Below are 23733 nucleotides of genomic sequence, written 5' to 3' on the forward strand. Positions count from 1 at the left end.
ATAAAAAAGCTGCTTGCAAGCAGCTTTTTTATTATAAAGAACTTAGTTCTTAGCACCATATACGGAGTCAGCATCTAAGAGTTTGTCTTGACGGTGCATTTGATAAAATTCTTCTAAACCGGGAGTAACACTTGGAGCAACAGCATCAAAGGCTTTAGCTTGCTGGATAGCTTGGGTCGTTGGTGGCTCAGTGAGCTGGGGCAGCTCTGGTAAGAGAGGTTCATGGGACATCGCTGTGCCTGAGTAACTAAATGGCGGCACATTTCTGCCTTGATTCATATATCTGATGGTGTTGTTCAAAAGATAGACACGCATATTGTTTTCTTGTTCAATAGGCGCAGCTGGCACATAATATTTTCCACTCATATCTGGGCTTCCGACCCATACAGCGGTTGAAACACCTGTAGAGGTAGCAGCCATCCAAGCATCAGGAGCACCTTGACTACGGGCCGGTTCTGTGGCAGTATCGGGGAAATTAGAGAGCCCGGACTTAGTGGCGAAAGCATTCGGCCATTGCGGCTGAGCAGCTAAAGGCTCGGAACCATTAGGTTGTGTAACATTTTGCATGAGATTAACAAGCGAACGAGCTGTTGAAGAACTCATGGCGCGTTGTGATTCAGGCTGAGTAAGTGGCAGTTCTTGACCATTTACCGTGACAGAAGCCACAGCAGTAGGGGTAACGCGAACGCCATCATTACCAATCGCAGAATATGCAGATGCAGACTGTAAAGGAGACAAATTATAGTCAATAGACATGGATTCTTGGTCATATTTGACAGAAGCAATACCAAGTGGCTGCATAATACTGTTTTTTTGCTCATTATTGGTCATGTTAAAGGTTTGCAGGGCTGCAGAGTTCAAAGAGTTACCAAGGGCAAAACCGACAGGAACAGGGCCATAATTATTCCCACCGTAATTCATCAGCGGTGTGCCATCAGCGTAAGTTGTAGCATTACCATTCAAGGTACTGTTTTCATTGATATAGCCATATTCAAGAGCGGGCGCATAATCGAGTAATGGTTTAATCGTTGAACCTGAAGAACGGGCAGAGGAAATTGGCAATTGTGGATTGTCCGAATTTGTATTTAAAGCTAAGATATGACCTGTTTGGGTATCAACCACAGATATTGCAGTTAAAGTACCTTCTGGCAGATTATTACGTGGAATATTTGAGACATCGGGTGCGGTATGATTTGCAACGCTCTCTAGATAATCCAAGTGTGCTTTCGTAGCATATGTTTTGACAACAACCTTAGCGTTTCTTGGTAAAGCAATCTGGCCAAGCTCTTTTTGTACTTGTGCAATATAGGCTTGATAAGCATGGGGAATGCCTTGTGTATAACTTGGCTTAAGTGCGAGTTCTTTTTTCACAGCTTCAGCGCTGTCTTTGTATTCTTGGTCAGAGATGATTTTGTTGGACTTCATCACCGAAAGAACAGTCAAGGCGCGTTGTTTCCCTGCGCCTTCAAAATCTTGAACATAGGTTGAAGGTGCTTGACCCAGCCCCGCTAAATAAGCAATTTGAGCAATATAGAGTGGTGTTTTCTCTGAGGTAATCATCGGTGTAGAGAAAAGATTGTTCCAAGCAGCACCAGGGCCAATGGTTTCAGGTGTCAAACGCAAGGTGTCGAGATAACTGGTGAGAATTTCTTCTCGAGAATAGCGTTCAGCAAGGCTATGCGCATCAATCAATTCGACGATTTTGCGGGACAATGATTTATCGGCAGTAAAACCACCATGCGCAAGATTTTTTGCTAATTGTTGATCAAGGGTTGAGCCACCACGTGCACCGTTTGCGAGATGTAATTTCGTAAGTACTTCTGATAAGACGGCATTAGTTACCCCTTTGATAGAATAACCTTTAGTTTTACGGGAATAGAAGTCACTATCCTCAACTGCGATTAAAGCTTTTGTGTAAAGTTCAGGAATATTTTTATCTTTGCCTGAGAGCTGTGCTGGAATGTACTTATAGATATTTGAGGAATCCTGAAGTGCTTCCCCATTAATATCCGTAATAGTAAAGGATTGGGAGATGGCTTGTGGGGAAGGCTTAAGCTCGATCGTATGTGCCTGATGTGATTCTTTATCCAGGAGATAGACTGCACCAACAGCACCAACAGCGCCTACAAACAAGAAGAGCAGAAAAAGAACGGCAAGGGTGCGGAGAATTATTTTTTTAGCCATTATTCATCTCCTTTCTTTTTAGCTTTAGTGTCCTCTTTTTTGGAGGCTTCTGTTTTTTCTTTGTCTTTTTTGGCAGAATCAGAAGAAGTTTTCTTTTCTTCAACTTTTTTCTGTGTTTGAACCGTAATTGTTTGACCTTTTAGAATACGAGTATACTGAGAGGGCTCAGGTTTTTGTTGAGTTACAATCGCTGTATCTTTGTCCTCATAGTTTGGCTCCACTTCAATTTTATAATCGATGCCTGCTTGTTTTCTTATGGCCGCAAGTGTTTGACCTTTGAGATTAGGCATTTCTATGCTTGAACTTTTTAACTGTTCTGATTTTTCGACTTTTTGTTGGAAATCTGTTAACTCTTTGATACGAGCTTCTACGGTTTCCTTCTGGCTGAGATAAGCATTTACCTTATTAAATACAGGGAGAAAGTCTGCCATGAGTGAATTATTGGTAGAAATTTTATCAAATTGAAGTTGTGTGATAGCTGTGTAATTATTGGTATAGTTTACAAACTGTGTAAAGTTACTAAGGAGAGAGTTTGCATCATTGAGGGCTTGAACCGAAGCAGAAATCGTCGATTTAGAAGCAGCATTATTATCTTCGATATAAGATTGAATGCTCTTCTCAGTCTGTTGTGCCAATTGGTTTGCATCTTGAATAAACTGAGGCAACTGATCAGCTTTTAAAGTTTCTGTTTCTGCTTGGAGCTGATCAATGGAACGATTAAGGCGGGCATTCTCATAAGTTTGAGCAAGTTGCGTCATTTGCTCATCGCTTGCGCCCAGCGCTTGTTGTAATTCGTCCTGATTTTGTGAAAACTGTTGTTCAGGAAGCACGCCATTGACAATACTGTTGACGTGTTTTTCGTTCTCCTCTAGCTTTTCCGCAAGTTCACTGGAAGCATTACTCAGGTAGACGTCAAGCGCATTATTTTTTAATTTTTTGATATAGTCGTTATCCTCAGGTAGGATATTCGTTGCTTCGACAATCTCTTTTTGGGACATTGACTGGAAAACAGGATAATCACGAAAAAGTATCTGTCGACCAAGAATACCAGCTGTTATGATGATGATACTGAGCAAGGCCGCCAGTATAATCACAATCTTATTAAAAATCTTTTTCTTCATTAAAAACCTCATAAAAATTAAGCTTAACATAAGCTATTGAACTTCTCCATTATAACAACTTTCTTACTCCGAGGAAACCGAAAAATATGATAAAATTATTAGTATGAATATCGAGTCAAAGATCAAAGATTTAACGGAGTTATTAAATAAGTACGCTCACGAATACTATACCTTGGATATGCCATCGGTTGAAGATGCGGAGTATGATCGCCTTTATCGTGAGTTAGAAACTCTAGAACACGATAACCCACATTTGATACGCGCTGATTCACCGACCCATCGTACAGGCGATGTTGTGCTATCAGGATTTGAAAAATATACTCATGAATACAATCTCTACAGCCTAGCAGATGCTTTTTCACGTGAAGAGCTGGAAGACTTTGATGAACGTGTACGTAAAATCATTCCAAAGCCTGAATACATTTGTGAGTTAAAAATTGATGGTCTCTCACTTTCTCTTAAATATACAGCAGGTAAACTTGTCGTAGCTGCGACACGTGGAGATGGCAGTGTAGGGGAAAACATTACAGAAAATGTTAAACGCATCAAAGACGTCCCACTGGTATTAAAAGAACCTATTGACATTGTGGTGCGAGGTGAAGCTTATTTGCCACGCAAAAATTTCGTCAAACTCAATAAGGAACGCGAACTTGAAGGTAAACCTTCCTTTGCCAACCCGCGTAATGCAGCAGCCGGAACTTTACGACAGTTAGATACGAAAGAGGTGACCAAGCGTGGCTTGGCAACCTTTCTTTATCAAGAAGCGAGTCCTGCGACAAATGACACTCAAGAAGAAGTTTTGGAGTACTTAGAAAAGCTTGGACTTGTCGTCAACAAAGAACGTGTTTTTGCGCGAAATATTGATGAAGTCTGGGCCTTCATTGAGCGCGTGGCTTCTCTTCGGGATGACTTAGACTATGATACTGATGGTGTTGTCATCAAAGTTAATAATCTAGCTGAACAAGAAGAGTTAGGCTTTACAGTCAAGGCACCACGTTGGGCCATCGCTTATAAATTTCCAGCTGAGCTGGCAGAAACGGAAATCCTGTCTGTGGATTGGACAGTAGGGCGTACAGGGGTCGTTACCCCAACAGCAAATATGGTTCCTGTGACCTTAGCGCAGACGACAGTATCACGCGCCACACTGCATAATGTTGACTACATTAAGGAGAAGGATATCCGTCTTAAAGACAAAGTCATGATCTATAAGGCAGGGGATATCATTCCAGCAGTTCAACGTGTTTTGTTTGAGAAACGTCCAGCAGATTCTGTAGAAATGGTAATCCCTCAATATTGTCCGGAATGTTCATCTGAACTTTTGCATTTTGAAGATGAAGTAGCCTTACGCTGTATCAATCCGCTTTGTCCAGCACAAAATCGTGAAAAACTTATTCACTTTGCCAGTCGTGGTGCAATGAATATTTCTGGTTTGGGGCAATCGATAGTTACGCAACTTTTCAAAAATAACTTAATCAAAGATGTGGCAGATATCTATAAGTTGCAGCTTGACGAATTAGTGGCACAGGATAAAATTCAAGAAAAGTCAGCAACCAAGTTATTAAATGCCATTGAAGCCTCAAAAGAAAACTCCGCAGAAAAGCTCCTTTTTGGCTTGGGTATTCGCCATGTAGGATCGAAAGCTGCCAAATTATTAATGGAGCGTTTTGGTAATCTTCGTACCTTGTCGCAAGCAAGCTTAGAAGAAATTGCTGAAATTCCAAGCTTAGGTTCAGTTATTGCCAAAGCTGTAACCAGCTACTTTGCCACAGAAGGTGCGCAAGTCTTGCTTCAAGAATTGGCAGAAGCGGGAGTCAACTTCGACTTTCTTGGTCTTAAGCCCAAGACAGACAGTGTGTTGTCAGGGAAAACCGTTGTTTTAACAGGGAAATTAATAGCTATGACACGAACAGAGGCAAAAGAAAAATTAGAAGCTTTAGGTGCAAATGTCTCAGGTTCAGTTTCTAAAAAGACAGATTTAGTTATAGCTGGAGCAGATGCTGGGTCAAAACTGGCTAAAGCACAGGATTTGGGCATTGAAGTTTGGTCAGAAGAGGAGTTGCTGAAATTATGAAAGCAAGATTGATTTACAACCCAAGTAGTGGGCAAGAAATCATTAAAAAAAATGTCGCGGATATTTTGGATAAGTTAGAAAGTTTCGGCTATGAAGCCTCTGCTTTTCAGACAACACCAGAACCACAGTCTGCCCAAAAAGAAGCTGCACGTGCTACTGAAGCAGGTTTTGATCTCATTGTAGCAGCTGGCGGTGATGGCACTATCAACGAAATAGTAAGTGGAATGTCTCCATTTGATAAAAGGCCGAAGTTAGCCATTATCCCCACAGGGACAACTAATGATTTTGCGCGTGCACTTAAAATCCCACGCAATAAGCCCTTAGCAGCTGTTGAAATGATTGGTAAAAATCAGACCTTGAATATTGATGTGGGTCAAGTGAATGATGCTGAGTATTTTATCAATATTGCTGCTGGTGGAAGCTTAACAGAGCTGACTTATAGTGTACCAAGTCGTTTGAAAACAGCTTTTGGCTACTTGGCTTATCTTGCCAAAGGTGTTGATTTACTGCCCCAAATTCGTAAACGCAAAGTCAAGGTTACGCATGATGATGGCGTGTTTGAAGGTGAGATTTCCATGTTTTTTGCGGCCTTAACCAACTCTGTTGGAGGATTTGAAAAAATCGCACCAGATGCCAAACTAGATGATGGTCTGTTTACTCTTATCTTGGTGAAGACAGATAATTTATTCGAGTTACTGGCTTTGATTTCCATGGTGATTAAAGGCAGTCACGTGGATGATGTCAATATTGAATACCTAAAATCAAGCCAAATCAAAGTCGAGCCCCTCACAGATAAAAAAATGATGATTAATGTGGATGGCGAGTATGGAGGCGATGCACCAGTAACTTTCAGAAATCTCCATGGGCACATCGAAATTTTTGTCAACCTCGATGAAATCAATAATGACCATTATTTGGGAGATGAGGAAGAAGAAGATCTCGAAGCTGTTGCTCAGAAATTTGCTGAGGAAGCCGAACAACTCAAAGAAGAAGTAAAATAAATGCTAGAACATCTCTAAAGTTCTAAAATCGTAAAAATACCTCTATTGGATAACAGCCAATAGAGGTATTTTTATAATGTGGATATTACTTTGAAATGAATAAGAAAAATATTACAATATAGTTAAATAAATGTAAAATAAATTACTTGAAGTTAACAAAAAACTTGAAGAAGGAGCACCTATGTTGTATAATCCTTTAGCAGAGCAGAGCAGAGCAGAGCAGAGCAGAGCAGAGCAGAGCAGAGCAGAATTTTCTGTGTTCTAAGTTTCCTATGTCTTAAGGGGGTGAGTCACAGATGAGCCCAGAAAAGAAACGTAAACTGCGGAATATTGCGCTCTTAGCCATTCTTGGTTTAATCGGAGGCACATTCGCCTTTACAGCATTCAACCAACAAGCCATCAATGACCGAGAATTCGAAAACCGTGCTGACGTTGGCGGACGTGTACATGACTATTTTGATGGTGATGAAAATAAAGATGTCTTTGTCGAAAACTTTGGTCAAAAACCTATCCTTGTAAGGCTTCAACTTTCTGAGTTCGGGGAGTTTCAAGAGCGTGGAAGTGATGTTTGGCAACCGATAATATCTGGAGAACGTGAAGATTTAGACAGCTGGACGACCTACATTCCAGAAGCAACCGATGTTTCACAGCGTAGAAATGACAGTCTTTCAGCTGCCTTTAATGAGCTATCTAACCTAACATTTGGTTATAGCCGTGGAGACGTCAGCCCACCATGGTACTTACCAACTTTTAATACAGCATATAATAGCCCTATCACCGCAGCAGCAGGACACGCCCGTGACCTGAGCTACCGAGGAGAGGATGGAGAACTCTATCAAAGAGCGACGCATCCCGGAGCCGGTACTGCTAATTTCTGGAGTCAAGGTGATACTTATACTAACACTGGCCAATGGCCGGGACAAACCATCACGCGTGAAACAGCGCAAAACCTGTATCAAGACCGGGCACCGATAACACTCCATCAGTGGAATGAACGTTACACTGCTTTTCGGGAGGGAAACTCTGATGGTGATGATTTACTTGGCAATTACTGGGTGATGGATGAAGCGAACGGATGGGCCTACTATGCACGAGCCCTTCAAGCAGGGGAAGCTACATCTTATCTCCTAGATGCCTCTCATATGACAGAGGTCGTCCATAACTTTCAAGGTTCTTATTATTATGGTGTGCATGTGAAGAGTGAGTTGATTGGTATGCCGCCACCTATGGAACAGGCGAATACTCTAAGCCCTGATATACCACGTTTTCAGGATGAACCAGCATACATTGGGTTTAGTGATGTATTAGGAGACTTCCTTCATCTTATCAGAGGGGGAGAAGTTTTGGATCCTGATGCAAACATTCCTGACTCTGAACTTGATAGCCTCTTACCCTCATTAAGACCAGGTAATCGCTTCACAACAGCGGGGGAGCAATTCCTCTATCTTGGAGAAGTAGGAGACCATGAACATATGATTATCCGTAATCGCACAATTAAAGGCCCTTCATGGAATGAGCAACCTACGGCATTAGCGAGTTGGTATGCAGGGCTAAATCTTGACTTTAAAGAACGTGTTCAGCCAGTAGTCATACCTGCACGAGATGATGTACCAGTGACTGTGGCTCCGAATTATATTGAATGGGGAGGGATTGAAGGTTGGGCTCCGCGTAATCTTGAGGGTCCGGTAGCCCAAGATTTGACGCGTGTTAATCCACAGGGAATACCGCAAGCCTTTGCCTTATCTATGGCGGATGTGCTATACTTTTCAGCACAGAGTCCAGGAGGGGGTGGAAATGTACCATTCCGAACTTGGCAAAATCGTGTAGCTGGTGATGGGGAGTGGTGGTTTACACGTACAGGTGCTGAAAATGTACCCCAATGGCACCCTTGGCATGAGCTTGGGCCTACGGCTTGGGGGATACATAGGGAGACCACCGAGGATGGCATTCCTTTGGGAGCCCTTTTGCCTGGCCCACGTGCCGAATCGGGGACTACCGGTGGTGTGCGCCCTGCTCTTATCGTTCAAGCTGGGGTTGTAAAAATGCGCTGAAAGATTAATAGTTTGAGCCTCATAACAAAGAAATAAAGCTGTGCATTTTGTACAGTTTTTTTGTGCATCTTAGATATTGTTTAAAGGAAGCGTTTGCATTAGAATGAAGATAGTTTAAATACAACAAGATGAAGGAGAAGCAATGACAACACTTAAATTAGACAAGGTTTATAAAAAATATCCGAATGCTACACAATATTCGGTGGAAGATTTTAATTTAGATGTCAAAGATAAAGAATTTATCGTCTTTGTTGGACCATCAGGTTGTGGGAAATCAACAACTTTGCGTATGATTGCAGGTCTAGAAGATATTACAGAAGGCGAATTTACTATCGATGGTAAACTGATGAATGACGTTGCACCTAAAGATCGTGATATAGCCATGGTTTTCCAAAACTATGCCCTATATCCTCATATGACGGTTTTTGACAATATGGCTTTTGGACTTAAACTGCGTAAGCATAAAAAAGATGATATCAAGCAACGTGTAGAAAATGCAGCGAAGATTCTTGGACTGACTGATCTACTTGATCGTAAACCTGCCGATATGTCTGGTGGACAACGTCAACGTGTAGCTATGGGACGTGCCATTGTACGTGATGCTAAAGTTTTCCTTATGGATGAGCCTTTGTCAAACTTGGATGCCAAGCTTCGTGTTTCTATGCGTACAGAAATCGCTAAAATTCACCGTCGCATTGGAGCTACAACCATTTATGTCACTCACGACCAAACTGAAGCGATGACTCTCGCAGATCGTATTGTCATTATGAGTTCAACACCGAACGCGGACAAATCAGGTACTGTCGGACGCATTGAGCAGATCGGCACACCTCAAGAACTTTATAATGAACCAGCGACAAAATTCGTTGCTGGCTTCATCGGTAGCCCAGCGATGAACTTCTTAAATCTCAAAATTGAAGGCAACAAACTCATCGGTGAAGGCATCAGCTTAACGCTTCCAGAAGGCCAACACAAGCTCCTTAAAGAAAAAGGTTATTCTTCAAAAGAAGTCATCATGGGGATACGTCCAGAAGATATCTCAGCCTCAATTCTTGCAGAGGAAGCTTATCCTGAAGCACAAATTGAAGCTGAAGTCACTGTCTCAGAACTTTTGGGTGCTGAAACAATGCTCTATCTGAAGGCAGGAGATGCAGAACTCGTGTCTCGTGTAGAAGCAAGAGACTTCCGTCAGCCTGGCGAAAAAATCACTGTCACACTTAATCTTAATAAAGCACATTTCTTTGATAAAGATACCGAAGTACGTATTAAGGAAGGTTAAATCAAATTTATTTACAAGAAGTAAAAGCTTAGAATGCCTAGAGATAGGCATTTTTCTTGTCAAATAAAAAAACGTTTTAGTTCTTGATAGTACGGATGAAAAATGCTATGATGAAAACAGTTTGTACGAGGAGAAAGATGAAAAAAATAACTATTAAAGATGTGGCAAAAGCTGCAGGTGTGTCCATTAGTGCTGTTTCTCGTGTCTTTAATGGCTACGAGGACATCAGTGAAGAAACTCAGAAAAAAGTTTTTGCTGCGGCTGAGAAACTAGAGTACACCCCTAATAGTGCAGCGCGACACTTATCCACCAAAAAAAAGAAAATCATTGCCCTCGTTTTGAATGAAATAAATGTAACACGCGGTGTTGCGATGCCTCTCGAAATATTAGGTGGAGTCATTGATAGTGTTGACCAAACCGATTATGAATTTATGTTTATTCCAACAGACCGTAAAAAGCAGGAAAAAAAGTCGCTCTTGCAGCTGGCTCGAGAATATGATCTTTCAGGAATCATCATCCAAGGCTTACGGACATCAGATCCTTATTATGAAGAATTGTCGGGCTTATCCTTGCCAATCGTAGGAATCGATCTGGCCCTGGATGATTTGAATATCGGATCGGTAGCTGTCGACAACTATGGGGCTTCGATTGAAGTGACAGAGCGCTTAATTCATGCGGGCTATAAGAAGATTCTTTTTGTAAATGGCTCTAAAGAAGCAGTCGTTTCGCAAACACGTGAAGCCGGATATCGAAAAGGCTTAGGGCAATGTGAGCCACATGTTCTTTATGCTGATTATCAAGAACAAAAAGCATTTGATTTAATTCGGGAATATCCTGATGTGGCACAATTTGACGCTATTTATGCAGCCAGTGATTTGATGGCAATTGGGATTATTAAAGCATTAATTCAACGCCAGATGATAAATGAGATTGCTGTTGTGGGTTTTGATGACATCACTTTGGCCTCATACATTACCCCAACTTTAAGTACGGTAAGACAGAATATTAGTGAAATTACAAAAAATGCCGTTTCGGATGTGATTGAGCAGATAGAAGAAGGACGCGTACGAAAACGACTGATTCCATATGAAATTATTGTGAGAGAAAGTGCACGATTTTAGTGAGTGCACTTTTTTGTGATATAAAATAAAAGTAAAAAAAATATCAGAAGCACTTGACAAATGATAACGATTACATTATACTATAACTAGCTAAAACGTTTTAGGAGATTGAAATGAAATTCTTACTAATGATTCAACGTCTTTTAGCCAGTATGATTGACCTCATCGTTGTCTATTTACCAGTCTTACTGATAAGCAGTAGCTTATTTCCAAGGCTGGGGAGTTTTAATCAACTTATAGCAGCTTTTCTCTTCATTGCTTACAATGCTCTAGCAGTGGCGAGTTTTGAGGGCAAAACCATTGGTAAATATTTTGCCAAGCTACGTGTAGAAGCTTTTTCAAAAAATTTAGCAGATGTCGCACAAAGGGAGGGAATTAAGATTTTATATTTAATACCACTCGCTGGTTGGTTCTTTATTGGTGTGAGTCTTGTCACCTATGGTTTAAGAGGTCAATTTTTGCACGACTGGCTCGGGAAAGGAAAGGTAATTATAGATGGTAGATAACTTATCCACTTGGTCTTTACTTTCACCCTTGGTCATGACAGTATTGGTAAGCTATGCTATTGCATGGTATTATCGTGAAAATTATGATCCGAAGTACTATTTAAGAGCTTATATAGTTTATACGATTGCGTTTTTAATAACGAGTCCGGTATGGCATATTCCTCTTATCCTGAGTTTAGGTATCATCCTTTTAGGAGCAGTCGTACTTATTTTCAGAAACCAACACTATTTTGATAAATAATTTTTTTAACTAAAACTAAAACGTTTTAGTGATAAGGAGTAATAAATAAATGAGCGCAAGAATGAGTTATGGAGATTGGACAATTAGTCAAGAAGGATTTGATGTCCGTTATCTTGGAAAAACAGAAAGTGTGATGAGCTTAGGGAACGGGTATATCGGCTCACGCGCGGCAGAAGAAGAATCTTATATCGGTCAAAGCAGAGATACATTTGTTTCAGGAACCTTCAACTATTTTGATGTAAATGAAGTCACTGAGTTGCCAAATGTCCCCGATGTTTGGGGCATGGATTTTCAAATTAATGGTCAGTCATTTTCTCCTTTGACAGGAAAAATTGAAACTTACAAAAAAACGCTTAACTTAAAAAGTGGACTCCTCACGCGAGAAGTGAGGTGGTCTAAAGACGATGTGTCCCTAAAAATGACTTTTAAACGTTTTATCTCCAAAAAACGGCGGCATATTATGGCTGCGCAAGTTCATATCGAAAATCTTGGTTCTCCTGTTTCCATTGGCATTAAAACAGGTATCAATGGCCAAGTCTCAAATGAGGGAAGTCAGCATTTTACGGAAGGTGAAAAGGGCCTCATTGATGGTAAGATTTTACAAATGTGTCCACAAACCACACACCGTAAACTGGATTTTGTTATTTCAGTTTGCCATGAGTTGAAAAAGGTTCAAGCCACATCCCGTCCGGAAATTGGGCGGCGCAGTTTCTCTATGAACTTTGATTTTAAACTTGCAGAAAATGAGCAGGTCACCTTAGAAAAGCGTGCTTCTGTTTATACCAGTATTGATAATGATATCAACGATTCCAGTATTCAAAACATGCGCCATGTGGCAGTAAGTGAACTTCAGGACTTGGAAAGTCAAAGTTTTGAAGAGCTGCTTGCTGAATCTACTCAGGCTTGGGCGGAGATCTGGCAAAAGCATCCTATAAAGATAAAATCTGAAGATCCACGTGACCAACTGGCGATTCGTTTTGCTAAATATCATTTACATAGCATGGTACCTGCCCACGATGAGAGAATGAATATCGGAGCTAAAGGCTTATCTGGCCAAGGTTATAAAGGCCATACCTTTTGGGATACAGAAGTTTTCATGTTGCCTTATTTTACTTTTACGCATCCAGAAATTGCCGAGAAATTGTTGACTTACCGTTATTTAGGATTAGCTGGTGCACACAAGAAGGCCATTGACAATGGCTATGAAGGTGCGCAGTATCCTTGGGAAGCCGCTTGGCCTACAGATGGTGAGGTGACACCGGTCTGGGGAGCAGCGGATATCGTAACAGGAAAGGCAATGAAAATCTTGTCTGGCTTTATTGAACAACATATCACCTCGGATGTAGCTTTTGGGGTAAAACAATATCTCGATGTCACAGGAAATCAAGCTTTCGCAAATGAAAAAGCTTATGAAATATTAGTAGATACTGCTAAATTCTGGGCTTCCAGATTAGAATTTGATACCTCTAGTGCTCAATATGTCATTACAAATGTTATGGGACCCGATGAATATAAAGAAGAAATTAACAATAATGCTTATACGAACTACACGGCACACTGGAACATTTCTTATGTTATTGATTTGATTGAACATTTGAAAGCTAAAAAACCAGAAGTGTACGCTAGATTAGATGAGAAATTTAACTTAGAGGCGCTACAGGCTGATCTTAAAGCGAAGGTTGATAAAATTTTCTTGCCTCAACCTACAAATGCTGGCATTATTCCGCAAGATGATAGCTATTTAAGCAAGCCTGAACTTGATTTGACCAAGTATAAATCAGCAGATGGCGTTGATGGCCTCTTCCATGACTATAATTTGCACCAAGTAAATGGTTTCCAAGTGACGAAACAAGCTGACGTATTGTTACTCATGCTGTTGTTTGAAGGATTGTTTGAAAAGGAATTAAAACTTAAAAACTTTGATTACTATGAGCCAAAAACGACACACGATAGCTCACTGTCGCTCTCGACGCACGCTATTTTATCTGCAGACTTAGGTAAGCTCGATCAATCCTATGACTTTTTTAAGCAAGCTATGAATATTGATATGGGAGAATACATGAAATCTTCTGATCCTGGCATTCATGCGGCATCTTTAGGAGGAATATGGCAAATGGTGGTATTTGGTTATGGTGGCGTACGTATGATTGAAGGTAAGCTCCGCATTGAACCCAATCTACCTCAAGCTTGGTCTCATTTATCGTATGGTTTCGACTACCAAGGACAAGCCATTTCTGTTGAAATTGGTAAAGGAAAAATGGTTCTGACAAAAGCAGAAGGTCCTGCTCTACAATTTATCCATAAAGATCAAATCATGAATCTTGAAGACACATTAACAATTACGCTATAAATTGGGCATTTCTGCCTCTAAAATAAAGGAGTTTTTCAAATGAAAAATTGGAAAAAAGTAACAATTTTCGGCACAGCAGCCTTGGCTGCTTTAACATTGGCGGCTTGTGGTCAGGGAACGTCCTCTGCAGAAGATGGTAAAAAGCTAACTATTGGTTATTGGAAAGGGTCTGATACCGAAAATGCAACCCTTGATAAAATGATTAAACAATTTGAAGAAGAAAATGATGTGGATGTTGTCCCTAAAGTTTATACAGATATCACCACACAGTTACCAACAGATCTGTCGGGCGGTACAGCACCGGATGTTTTCTATATTGACTCGGCGTTCTTTCCCTACTTACAGGAGCAAGGTGTGTTGAATGATCTGTCAGACGTTATTAATCAAGAGGATTTCTATCCAACGATTTCAAGTGCTTTTGAAGCAGATGGAAAGCCTTATGCTGCAGCAAAAGATGTTTCTACACTGGCAATTTATATTAATAAAGACATTTTTGAAAAAGCAAGGATTGATCAAGCCAGCATTCCAAAATCCTATGAAGAACTGGTCAAATGGGCACCTGAAGCTCAGGCTAAGATTGATGCAGCATATGGCAAAGGCAAGGTTTATCTGATTAACCAAAATGCTGATTTGGCACGTACATGGCCGTTCCAAATGGCAAGAGGAACGTCACCAATTACGGAGGAGGGTAAGTCTGATCTGGCTAATCCAGATTCGATAGCAGGTCTTAAAACGATTGTTGACTTGTTTAATGCGGGTGCAGCAGCAACACCACAACAGGTTGGTGCTGGCGATGAAGGTGCAGGCTTTGCGACAGGAAAATTTGCAATGACTCTGACCGGAAACTGGAATTATAAGGTTTATTTGGATGAATATAAAGACTTGAACTTTGATACCATCCCTAACCTGACATATCAAGGGAAGCCGATGACCATGCAATTTACTGTCGGGTGGGGCGAGTATAAGAATACTAAATCAAAAGACTTAGCAGATAAATGGATTAAGTTTGTAACCGGTAAGGAAGGAATGACAACATGGACAAATGGTGTGGGTACCTTAGCAACTCGTCCAGATGTAGCTGAAGGATCAGCATTCTTGAAAGAAAATCCGCGCTTGCAAGTTCATCAAGATTCGATTAAATTTGCGACATCATGGCAGTCCGGTACTAACTTAACAACCGTTCAGAATGCTTTTGGAAACTTTATACCAACAGCTTTTAAACAAGGTGCAACTGCAGATGATTTAAAAGCAGCAATGGAAAAAGCAGATAAAGAAGCCAACAGTAAAATTGGAAATTAATTAATATTTGGACAGTCAGTAAAAAATTTGAGAGTATCAGAGTTCTGGTACTTTCATAAGAGTTACTGACTGGAGGAAAAACTATGGAAAAACAAAAACGTACCAAGAGCCAGATTTCAGAAATGATTCAAGGCTATGGATTCATCACACCTGCATTGTTAATCATTTTAGTCTTCTTTGTTTTAGCGATTCTTTTCGCTGTATATTTATCCTTCAATGATGTTAATCTCATCATGCATACTTACGAGTGGAATGGATTTAGAAATTATCAAAATTTATTTCAAGACAAGCAGCTACTTCGTGCCTTGCAAAATACGGGTTTCTTTGCTCTTGTTGTTGTGCCTGTGCAAACGATTATCGCCTTAGTCATTGCTTACATTTTAGCTTCCAAGGGGATTAAAGCTAAGAAAATGTTTCGACTCATTTATTTCTTACCCACTTTGACTTCAAGTGCCGCTTTGACATTGATTTTCATGTTTGTCTTTAACCTTAATGGCCCAATCAATGGCTTTCTTGAAAGTATCCATTTGATTGATGGACCGATTAACTTTATCAATGATACAGACTGGACGTTGAAAGTAATTATGGTGATGAATATTTGGTCTACTGTGCCTTACTTTATGACCATCTACCTTGCTTCGTTGGTTGATTTACCAGATGCCATGTATGAAGCAGCTGAAATCGATGGGGCGAATGCTTTTCAAAAATTGCGTTATATCACGATTCCTTATTTGCGTCCGATTACAACCTTTGTTTTGCTCACAGGTATTATTGGGACATTCCAAATGTTTGACCAAGCCTATATCTTTTCTGGAGGAACGGGAGGACCTGAAAATTCAACCTTGACAGTCAGTCTCTTGATTTTCCAATATGCTTTTGGTCAACAAAATCAAATGGGGTATGCAGCGGTCATTGCGATTATGCTTGCGATAATCATCTTCGTAGTCTCACGCATTGCTGAAAAATTGAATGGAGGAAATGGGCATGAGAAAAACTAAAAAGCAAAAAGCCTTGAAAATCTTACTTTATACTATCCTGATCATCTATGCTTTTGTCACTTTCTATCCTTTCATGTGGGCAGTAGCAGCATCATTTAAACCCTTAGCCGAAATTACATCAGGAAATTTATCGCTCTGGTCTGATAACTTTACCTTGGAACAATACCGCTATCTCTTTGATCCTGTTTCAGGCTCTCTTTTCCCACAGTGGTTGATGAACTCTATTATTATTTCTGTCATTGGTACAACTGTGAATATTTTCTTAAATACAATGGCTGGTTATGCCTTAGCTCGTCTCCAGTTTCCTGGACGTCAACGCATTTATTATGGCATTTTAGCGATGATGATGGTTCCCACTCAGGTTCTTCTCATCCCCAACTATTTGATTATCCAAAACTTGGGCATGATGGATTCCTTTGCTGCATTGATTTTACCTATGGCAATCAACATTTCAAATATTTTTATGATGCGTCAATTTTTCTTAAATTTCCCTAAGGACGTTGAGGAAGCCGCACGTATTGATGGCTTATCACGGGTAGGAACCTTCTTTCGTATTGTGATGCCCTTGGCTAAACCATCCATTGCAACACAGGGTGTTTTCGTCTTCATGGGCTTTTGGAATAATTTCCTCTCGCCCATGCTTTATTTGAAAACACAGAGTAAATTTACGCTGACTGTAGGTCTTCAAATGTTGCAATCAGCTGACCAAGGAGGACAGATGTGGAACCGCGTGATGGCAGCTTCAATCCTCACGATCTTACCTATCATCGTTCTCTACATCATCTTTAACCGTTACTTCTTACAAGGTGTACGTATGGATGGAGAGAAATAAAAACGAGGATGAATAAATAATGAAAAATTTTGAATTACGACTTGAGGACATAGGCAACCATTCTTCAGGAAATATTGAAACTCTCTTTGCCCAAGCTAATGGTTTTATGGGGATACGTGCCAGTGAGCCAATAGCCAAAGCACAAGCTACGCCGGGTGTATTTGTAAATGGATTTTATGAAAAACATGAAATTATTTATGGAGAAAATGCTTATGGTTATGCGAAATATCATGAAACAATGATAAAACTGTTTGATTTACGACGAATCGATATCGAAATAGATGGTGAAGTGCTTGAAGTCTTAAAAAATCAAGAGCGCTGTCTAGATATGCAAACAGGTTTACTTCATGAAAAGTTTGTTTATGAAACAGTTTCAGGGAAACAAATTATGCTGAGTTTAGAATCCTTTGCAAGTCATGCAGATCGGCAAGTGTATGCCCAATACTGGACAATATCAGCACTGAATTTCTCTGGTCAAGCTAAGATTACGAGAAAGGCACGGTTAATTCAGCCGCAAGCTGAGAAAGCATTTGACCCACGGGCGCGTGAAGCCAGCACACAAATGCACCAAGAAGGAAATTGCTACCAAACTTTAAATAGTCAGTTGAAAATTTATGTTAAGTTCGATGCTTTTGAAGGGACAATTGATTTGAGAGAAGGTCAGGATGTTAGCCTGACACAGCTTTACCAAATATCGAAGGCCAATCATTTTGAGACACATTCTTATGAAGCATTGAAAAAGCAACAAATTGATATTTTTAAGGCCTTCTGGGAGAGTTCCGATATCGAAATCAACGGGGATGATGTGCTGCAAAAAGGTATTCGGGTAAATCTTTTTCATCTGTTCAACTCTGCTGGTCGAGATGGAAAGACGAACTTTGGAGCGAAAGGTCTGACAGGTGAGGGATACGAAGGACATTATTTCTGGGATACTGAAATGTACTTATTACCTTTCTTTATTCACACGCAGCCAGAACTGGCTAAGCAACTCCTAACCTATCGTATACATATTTTACCTGTCGCACAAGCGCGAGCAGCAGAGCTTGATTTTAAAGGTGCTTTATATCCTTGGCGGACAATTTCAGGCCAAGAAACCTCAGCCTACTTTCCAGCAGGCACAGGACAAGTTCATATCAATGCAGACATTGCACATGCTTTTAGACTTTATCATAAAGTCACAGGTGATGATGCCTTTATGGAAACAGCCAAATCAGTTATTTATGAAACGGCCAATTTTTGGTTATCTTACGGTTTCTTTTCAAAACGAGGTTTTGAGATTCACGAAGTCACTGGACCAGATGAGTATACAGCTTTGGTTAATAATAATTACTATACGAATAAAATGGCCCAACAAAACTTGAAATACGCTGCCGAACTTGCTCAGCAATTTGGTGATAAAGATGAGAAGTGTAAATTATGGGATGAAGCGGCTCAGAAAATGTATTTTGTACCTGTCAATGAAGCTGGTATTACGCCGCAAGATGAATCTTTCTTGACGAAAGAAGTCTGGCATTTTGAAGATACACCTTCAGAGAATTATCCCTTACTGCTTAATTATCATCCCATGAAAATTTATAAACATCAGGTTTTAAAGCAAGCGGATACTTTACTTGGGCATATGATTTTCGCCGATGAAACAAAGCGTGAACAAATGGGGCGGGACTTTGATTATTATGAACCAATGACCACCCATGACAGTAGCTTGTCACGTGCGGTTTATGGTGTTGTCGCGAGCCATTTAGGACGTCATGATTTAGCTTATGAATTCTTTAAAGATGCGGCTACAATGGACCTGACTGACCTGCAAGGGAATGCCAGCCATGGCATTCACGCGGCCAATATGGGAGGCTCTTGGCTAGGGTTAATTTACGGCTTTGCAGGTTTACATCTCACAGCTGATGGTTTTGCTGTCAAAAATAATCTCCCGAAGGAGATAAAAGGGCTTAGATTTAAGATTAAGTTCAAAGGACAAACTAAAATATTTGAAATTGGAGAAATTGAGCATGTTTAAAGCAGTTTTATTTGATCTTGACGGGGTGATTGCAGATACCGCAGAATACCATTATCAGGCGTGGCGAATTTTAGCAGAGGAACTAGGAATTGAGGGAGTCGATCGTACATTTAATGAGCAACTCAAAGGCGTTTCACGAGAGGATTCTTTGAGGAAAATATTATCTTTAGGAAACCGAGAAAATGATTTTTCTATGGAAGAATTTGCCACACTAACAAAACGGAAAAATGACAATTATTTACAGATGATTCAAAAAGTCAGTCCAGCAGACGTTTATCCAGGGATTTTAGAGTTGCTGCAAGAATTAAAGGACTGTGATATTAAAATTGCTTTGGCTTCAGCTTCTAAAAATGGTCCGATACTTTTGGAGCGTATGGCATTAACCCCTTATTTTGATTTTATAGCAAATCCAGAAAAGGTTGCAGCCTCAAAACCAGCACCAGATATTTTCCAAGCGGCAGCAGCAGGAGTTGGTATTTCTCCAGAAGAAGCCATTGGAATTGAAGATGCACAGGCAGGAATTACAGCTATTAAAGCTGCGGGAAGTTTACCTGTTGGAGTAGGGTGTGCGGAAGACTTGGGCTCCGACATTACTTTAGTGCCTCAGACGGACTGCCTAACTTTAAATTATTTGACAGAAATTTGGGAGAAAAATAAAGGTGCTTATTAAAAGTACCTTTTTATTATTATGTGTTGGCTTTTACCTATGAAAATGAGGCTAGGAAAGTTGTGGTTTACTTACAGTGAACACTCTTTTTGTCAAAAGTGTTTGACACTCATCACTCATGGAGCCTATAATTAAAAGTGCTAAAATAGAAGTAGTCAAAAATTTAAGCGTAAGAGCTCTTGGATTTTCAGGAATATTTCCACAGAAAAAACAAATGACACCGTTTTTTCTGATGAAAAACCAAATAAATGCTTTTACATAAGGACTTTATCATGAAAAAAACTATGGATGGGAATATGGCAGCCGCACATGTTGCGTATGCTTTCTCTGAAATTGCAATGATTTACCCCATTACGCCAAGTTCACCAATGGCTGATTATACAGATGCTTGGTCGATTTCGGGCCGCAAAAATATTTGGGGACAACCTGTTAAACTGAGCGAGATGCAATCAGAAGCAGGTGCTGCTGGAGCTTTGCATGGTGCCATAAAAGCTGGAGCTCTAGCAACAACATTTACCTCGTCTCAGGGGCTTTTACTGATGTTGCCCAATATGTATAAGATGGCAGGCGAACTTCTTCCTGGGGTTATCCACGTGGCAGCACGTGCTATTGCAACAGGTGCACTGAATATCTCAGGCGATCATTCGGATGTTATGGCAGCGCGTTCCACAGGTTTTGCCATGTTAGCAGCATCTAGCGTCCAAGAAGTTATGGACTTGTCAGCTGTATCCCACCTGACAACAATTGAAGCATCGGTGCCCTTTTTAAACTTCTTTGATGGTTTTCGCACCTCACATGAAATCCAAAAAATTGATGTTCTGGATTACGAAGACCTAGCAAAATTGATTAATCAAGAGAAATTAAGTGCTTTCCGTCAACGTGCGATGAATCCAGACCATCCAACTGTGTCAGGAACCAATCAGAATGCTGATATCTATTTCCAACAGCGTGAAACGGTCAATCCATATTATGAGGAACTTCCTCAACTCGTGCAAAAATACATGCGGGAAATAAATCACTTGCGTGGGACGGATTATGATCTGGTAGATTACTATGGAGCACCAGATGCCGAAGAAGTTATTGTAAGTATGGGATCTGTTGCCGGAACAGTTAAACAAACTGTTGATTACCTGAATCATCAAGGGCGCAAAGTGGGCTTTTTGAATATCCATCTTTACCGTCCATTTCCCTCAGAAAATTTTCTTGAAAAATTACCTAAAACGGTGACTTCACTTGCCGTACTTGACCGGACAAAAGAAGCAGGAAGTAATGCTGAGCCTCTTTTACTCGATATTAAAGATTTGCTGTTTGAGCAAAATATTTCTGTTATTGGTGGACGTTACGGTATAGGTGGTAAAGATACGCGACCAGAGCACATCGTGGCAGTTTTCGAGCAGCTGAAAAATAAATCTGTGAAGAAAAGCTTTACTATCGGTATAGATGATGATCAGACTCATCTTTCCTTACCGCTTGCAGGGAACTTGGATCTCACTTCAGCAGATACTTATCAAGCAAAATTTTGGGGCTTTGGTTCAGATGGGACCGTGGGTGCAAATAAAGCTGCTATCAAAATCATTGGTGACCATACGGACAAATATGTTCAAGGTGCCTTTGAGTACGATTCGAAAAAATCAGGTGGACTGACCGTAAGTCATTTGCGCTTTGGTGATAGTCCTATTCAGTCGGAGTATATGATTTCGCATCCTGACTTTGTAGCCTGCCATAATACAACTTATGTGCGCCAATATGATTTAACAAAAGGCTTGCGCCCTGGAGGGATTTTCCTCCTTAATACAAGCTGGACAGATGAACAACTTGATCGAAATTTACCTGCCCAGCTTAAAAAGTATATTGCGGAACATGCGATTCGTTTCTACACAATCGATGCTGCTAAGATTGCACAAACCACTGGTTTGGGGCGACGCATTAATACCATCATGCAAGTTGCTTTCTTTAAGTTGACCAACATTATGCCCTTTGATAAGGTCTATGCGATTCTTAAAGAGGATGCACAGAAGTATGCCCGTAAATCGCCAAAGATTGTAGAGCAAAATTTACAAGCTATGGAAGCAGCCCTGCATCATTTACATGAAGTAAAAGTACCTACCTCATGGGCTGACACAGAAGAAAAAGTTACCAAAGCCGCTCCGGCAGATACAGCACGTAAACGCTATGTTTTCAACTTTTTAGATAAGGTCAATGCCTTTGAAGGTGATCAATTAACTGTTCAGGATGTGGCTACCAATGTAGCAGCAGGAAGTAGTCCGCTAGGAATATCTGCTTTTGAAAAACGCGGCATTGCTTTGGAAGTTCCAGAATGGAACGGCGCTGCATGTACGCAATGTAATGAATGTTCTTTTGTCTGTCCACATGCTGCCATTCGTCCTTTCCTCGCAGATGAAGATGAATGGAATGTGGCGCCAGAAGGCTTCAGTGTGATGGATTACCGTGGCAAAGACGGTCTGAAGTACCGGATTCAAGTTTCCGTAGAGGATTGTACAGGCTGTGGACTCTGCGTGGAAGCTTGTCCGAAAAAAGGGCAAGCCCTAAAAATGGTACCTTATGAAAGTCAAAAAACTCAAGCCATCAACTGGGCTTTTGGGATGACACTTAAGCAAAAAGAAAATCCAGCACGCTCTGGTACAGTCGCTGCTACACAGTTTAACCAACCACTCTTTGAGTTTTCTGGTGCGTGTTCTGGCTGTGGGGAAACGCCTTATATCAAACTGCTTACACAGATGTTTGGTGATCGTATGATGATCTCCAATGCCACAGGATGTTCTTCTATTTATGGGGGGACACAGGCTGCCCCTTATGCCACAAATAATGTTGGTCAAGGTCCAGCATGGTCAAATTCGCTCTTTGAAGATAATGCTGAATACGGTTATGGTATGTGGTTTGCGAGTCAAACAAGACGGCAAAAACTTGCAGCACAGGTTAAGGTAGCCCTACCTGAAATGTCGGATACCTTAGCACAGTTAGCTGAGGATTGGCTGGAGCACCTGGAAGATTCTGAAGGTACAAGAGCACGTGCTGAAAAGTTCAAAGCCGTGCTCAAAGAGGAAAAAGAAAATTCAGCTCTGCTACAAGAAATATATAATGAAAAAGACCAATTTGTAAAACCTACACAGTGGATTTTTGGTGGCGATGGCTGGGCCTATGATATTGGATTTGGTGGTCTGGATCACGTTATTGCCAGCGGTGCAGATGTAAATATCCTCGTTATGGATAACGAAGTTTATGCCAATACAGGTGGACAGGTTTCCAAAGGTACACCGGCAAGTGCGATTGCGCAGTTTGCTTCTGGCGGAAAGGTTGCTGCGAAGAAAGATCTTGGCTTTATGGCTATGACTTACGGCAATGTTTATGTCGCTCAAATCGCAAGTGGTGCAAACATGATGCAAACAATCAAAGCCTTTGATGAAGCGGAAAAACATAAGGGCCCTTCTCTAATTATTGCCTATACACCATGTATTACACATGGAAACTATGAGGGAATGAGCAAGGTGCTTGATGAAGCAAAAGCTGCAGTAAACAGTGGATATTGGCAACTTTACCGCTACAATCCAGCACTTGAAGAAGTTGGAAAAAATCCTCTGACATTAGATTTTAAACGTCCAGATTTTGGACAAGTCAGAGAATTGTTGGTGAAACAGTCTCGCTTTGCCAATCTTATGAAGGTCAATGCAGAGCAAGCAGAATTGCTTTATGCAAAAGCTGCGGCAGATGCGAAGAAAAAATTCTTACGGTATGCCCGAATGTCAGGGGATTACGAAAAATTTATTGCTCGTGAAGCAAAAGCTTCGGATAAAAAAGCTGCGCAGCCAGTTCGTGAAAAAAGAGAAAGAAAAGAACGCCCAGTAGATCCTGAGCGTGAGGCAAGACGAGCTGCACGAAAAGCTGCACGTCAAGCAAAATAAAAAAGAGAAAAGCGGCAACTTAGTGTAGGTCGCTTTTTCTTTATGTGGGAGATAACATAAAGAAATGTATTTTTGGTATAA

Annotated in this window: 16 protein-coding genes; 14 read left to right on the plus strand and 2 right to left on the minus strand. The window is 40.7% G+C overall.

The window, feature by feature from the left end:
- Positions 1-42 precede the first annotated feature (42 nt).
- Both J0J35_RS10085 and J0J35_RS10090 read right to left on the minus strand, forming a co-directional pair.
- Entirely contained in the window at positions 43-2184 is a 2142-nt protein-coding gene (locus J0J35_RS10085; RefSeq protein ID WP_206916848.1) for a transglycosylase domain-containing protein, read from the minus strand.
- A complete protein-coding gene (locus J0J35_RS10090; RefSeq protein WP_206916854.1) occupies positions 2184-3305 on the minus strand; it encodes a PASTA domain-containing protein in 1122 nt (373 codons plus the stop codon). The genes J0J35_RS10085 and J0J35_RS10090 overlap by 1 nt, the downstream gene beginning before the upstream one ends.
- Before the next feature lie 103 nt (positions 3306-3408).
- On the opposite strand from J0J35_RS10090, the gene ligA reads away from it, so the two are divergent.
- From ligA to nifJ, 14 genes are all read left to right on the plus strand, one after another.
- Entirely contained in the window at positions 3409-5376 is a 1968-nt protein-coding gene (ligA, locus tag J0J35_RS10095) for an NAD-dependent DNA ligase LigA (RefSeq protein ID WP_206916857.1), read from the plus strand.
- Positions 5373-6377 (plus strand): diacylglycerol kinase, encoded by a 1005-nt coding sequence (locus tag J0J35_RS10100; protein ID WP_019292903.1) that lies wholly within the window; start codon positions 5373-5375, stop codon positions 6375-6377. The genes ligA and J0J35_RS10100 overlap by 4 nt, the downstream gene beginning before the upstream one ends.
- 296 nt (positions 6378-6673) lie before the next feature.
- Positions 6674-8428: a hypothetical protein gene (locus tag J0J35_RS10105; protein ID WP_165720049.1), complete on the plus strand. Its 1755-nt coding sequence runs from the start codon at positions 6674-6676 to the stop codon at positions 8426-8428.
- 142 nt (positions 8429-8570) lie between these two features.
- The gene (locus tag J0J35_RS10110) at positions 8571-9707 is read left to right on the plus strand and encodes an ABC transporter ATP-binding protein (protein ID WP_061413723.1); all 1137 of its coding nucleotides are present in this window, start codon (positions 8571-8573) and stop codon (positions 9705-9707) included.
- 137 nt (positions 9708-9844) lie between these two features.
- On the plus strand, positions 9845-10828 hold the full coding sequence (locus J0J35_RS10115) for a LacI family DNA-binding transcriptional regulator (RefSeq protein ID WP_019335950.1): 984 nt from the start codon (positions 9845-9847) through the stop codon (positions 10826-10828).
- A gap of 113 nt (positions 10829-10941) precedes the next feature.
- Positions 10942-11334 (plus strand): RDD family protein, encoded by a 393-nt coding sequence (locus J0J35_RS10120; protein WP_019292899.1) that lies wholly within the window; start codon positions 10942-10944, stop codon positions 11332-11334.
- Positions 11324-11575 carry a hypothetical protein gene (locus J0J35_RS10125; RefSeq protein ID WP_019292898.1) on the plus strand — a complete coding sequence of 84 codons (252 nt, stop codon included), beginning with the start codon at positions 11324-11326 and terminating at the stop codon, positions 11573-11575. The genes J0J35_RS10120 and J0J35_RS10125 overlap by 11 nt, the downstream gene beginning before the upstream one ends.
- A gap of 49 nt (positions 11576-11624) precedes the next feature.
- A complete protein-coding gene (locus tag J0J35_RS10130; protein WP_206916859.1) occupies positions 11625-13925 on the plus strand; it encodes a glycoside hydrolase family 65 protein in 2301 nt (766 codons plus the stop codon).
- A gap of 39 nt (positions 13926-13964) precedes the next feature.
- Positions 13965-15224 carry an ABC transporter substrate-binding protein gene (locus J0J35_RS10135; RefSeq protein WP_206916861.1) on the plus strand — a complete coding sequence of 420 codons (1260 nt, stop codon included), beginning with the start codon at positions 13965-13967 and terminating at the stop codon, positions 15222-15224.
- Between the two features lie 83 nt (positions 15225-15307).
- Complete coding sequence (locus J0J35_RS10140) at positions 15308-16222, plus strand: carbohydrate ABC transporter permease (RefSeq protein WP_019292895.1); 915 nt, start codon at positions 15308-15310, stop codon at positions 16220-16222.
- A complete protein-coding gene (locus tag J0J35_RS10145; protein ID WP_019292894.1) occupies positions 16209-17054 on the plus strand; it encodes a carbohydrate ABC transporter permease in 846 nt (281 codons plus the stop codon). The genes J0J35_RS10140 and J0J35_RS10145 overlap by 14 nt, the downstream gene beginning before the upstream one ends.
- A 19-nt stretch (positions 17055-17073) precedes the next feature.
- Entirely contained in the window at positions 17074-19065 is a 1992-nt protein-coding gene (locus J0J35_RS10150; RefSeq protein ID WP_206916862.1) for a glycoside hydrolase family 65 protein, read from the plus strand.
- Positions 19058-19735, plus strand: a complete 678-nt coding sequence (gene pgmB, locus J0J35_RS10155; RefSeq protein ID WP_086582712.1) for a beta-phosphoglucomutase — start codon at positions 19058-19060, stop codon at positions 19733-19735. Before J0J35_RS10150 ends, pgmB begins: the two co-directional genes overlap by 8 nt.
- A gap of 269 nt (positions 19736-20004) precedes the next feature.
- Positions 20005-23652 carry a pyruvate:ferredoxin (flavodoxin) oxidoreductase gene (nifJ, locus tag J0J35_RS10160; protein ID WP_206916863.1) on the plus strand — a complete coding sequence of 1216 codons (3648 nt, stop codon included), beginning with the start codon at positions 20005-20007 and terminating at the stop codon, positions 23650-23652.
- Positions 23653-23733: the final 81 nt, after the last annotated feature.

It is taken from the genome of Lactococcus sp. LG606, assembly GCF_017309645.1.
GTDB classification, from domain to species: domain Bacteria; phylum Bacillota; class Bacilli; order Lactobacillales; family Streptococcaceae; genus Lactococcus; species Lactococcus petauri.

Excerpts from the sequence above, each read along its gene's own strand:
- J0J35_RS10085 (WP_206916848.1), bottom strand. The coding sequence starts at position 2,184 with ATGGCTAAAAAAATAATTCTCCGCACCCTTGCCGTTCTTTTTCTGCTC.
- J0J35_RS10090 (WP_206916854.1), bottom strand. The coding sequence starts at position 3,305 with ATGAAGAAAAAGATTTTTAATAAGATTGTGATTATACTGGCGGCCTTG.
- ligA (WP_206916857.1), top strand. The coding sequence starts at position 3,409 with ATGAATATCGAGTCAAAGATCAAAGATTTAACGGAGTTATTAAATAAG.
- J0J35_RS10100 (WP_019292903.1), top strand. The coding sequence starts at position 5,373 with ATGAAAGCAAGATTGATTTACAACCCAAGTAGTGGGCAAGAAATCATT.
- J0J35_RS10105 (WP_165720049.1), top strand. The coding sequence starts at position 6,674 with ATGAGCCCAGAAAAGAAACGTAAACTGCGGAATATTGCGCTCTTAGCC.
- J0J35_RS10110 (WP_061413723.1), top strand. The coding sequence starts at position 8,571 with ATGACAACACTTAAATTAGACAAGGTTTATAAAAAATATCCGAATGCT.
- J0J35_RS10115 (WP_019335950.1), top strand. The coding sequence starts at position 9,845 with ATGAAAAAAATAACTATTAAAGATGTGGCAAAAGCTGCAGGTGTGTCC.
- J0J35_RS10120 (WP_019292899.1), top strand. The coding sequence starts at position 10,942 with ATGAAATTCTTACTAATGATTCAACGTCTTTTAGCCAGTATGATTGAC.
- J0J35_RS10125 (WP_019292898.1), top strand. The coding sequence starts at position 11,324 with ATGGTAGATAACTTATCCACTTGGTCTTTACTTTCACCCTTGGTCATG.
- J0J35_RS10130 (WP_206916859.1), top strand. The coding sequence starts at position 11,625 with ATGAGCGCAAGAATGAGTTATGGAGATTGGACAATTAGTCAAGAAGGA.
- J0J35_RS10135 (WP_206916861.1), top strand. The coding sequence starts at position 13,965 with ATGAAAAATTGGAAAAAAGTAACAATTTTCGGCACAGCAGCCTTGGCT.
- J0J35_RS10140 (WP_019292895.1), top strand. The coding sequence starts at position 15,308 with ATGGAAAAACAAAAACGTACCAAGAGCCAGATTTCAGAAATGATTCAA.
- J0J35_RS10145 (WP_019292894.1), top strand. The coding sequence starts at position 16,209 with ATGAGAAAAACTAAAAAGCAAAAAGCCTTGAAAATCTTACTTTATACT.
- J0J35_RS10150 (WP_206916862.1), top strand. The coding sequence starts at position 17,074 with ATGAAAAATTTTGAATTACGACTTGAGGACATAGGCAACCATTCTTCA.
- pgmB (WP_086582712.1), top strand. The coding sequence starts at position 19,058 with ATGTTTAAAGCAGTTTTATTTGATCTTGACGGGGTGATTGCAGATACC.
- nifJ (WP_206916863.1), top strand. The coding sequence starts at position 20,005 with ATGAAAAAAACTATGGATGGGAATATGGCAGCCGCACATGTTGCGTAT.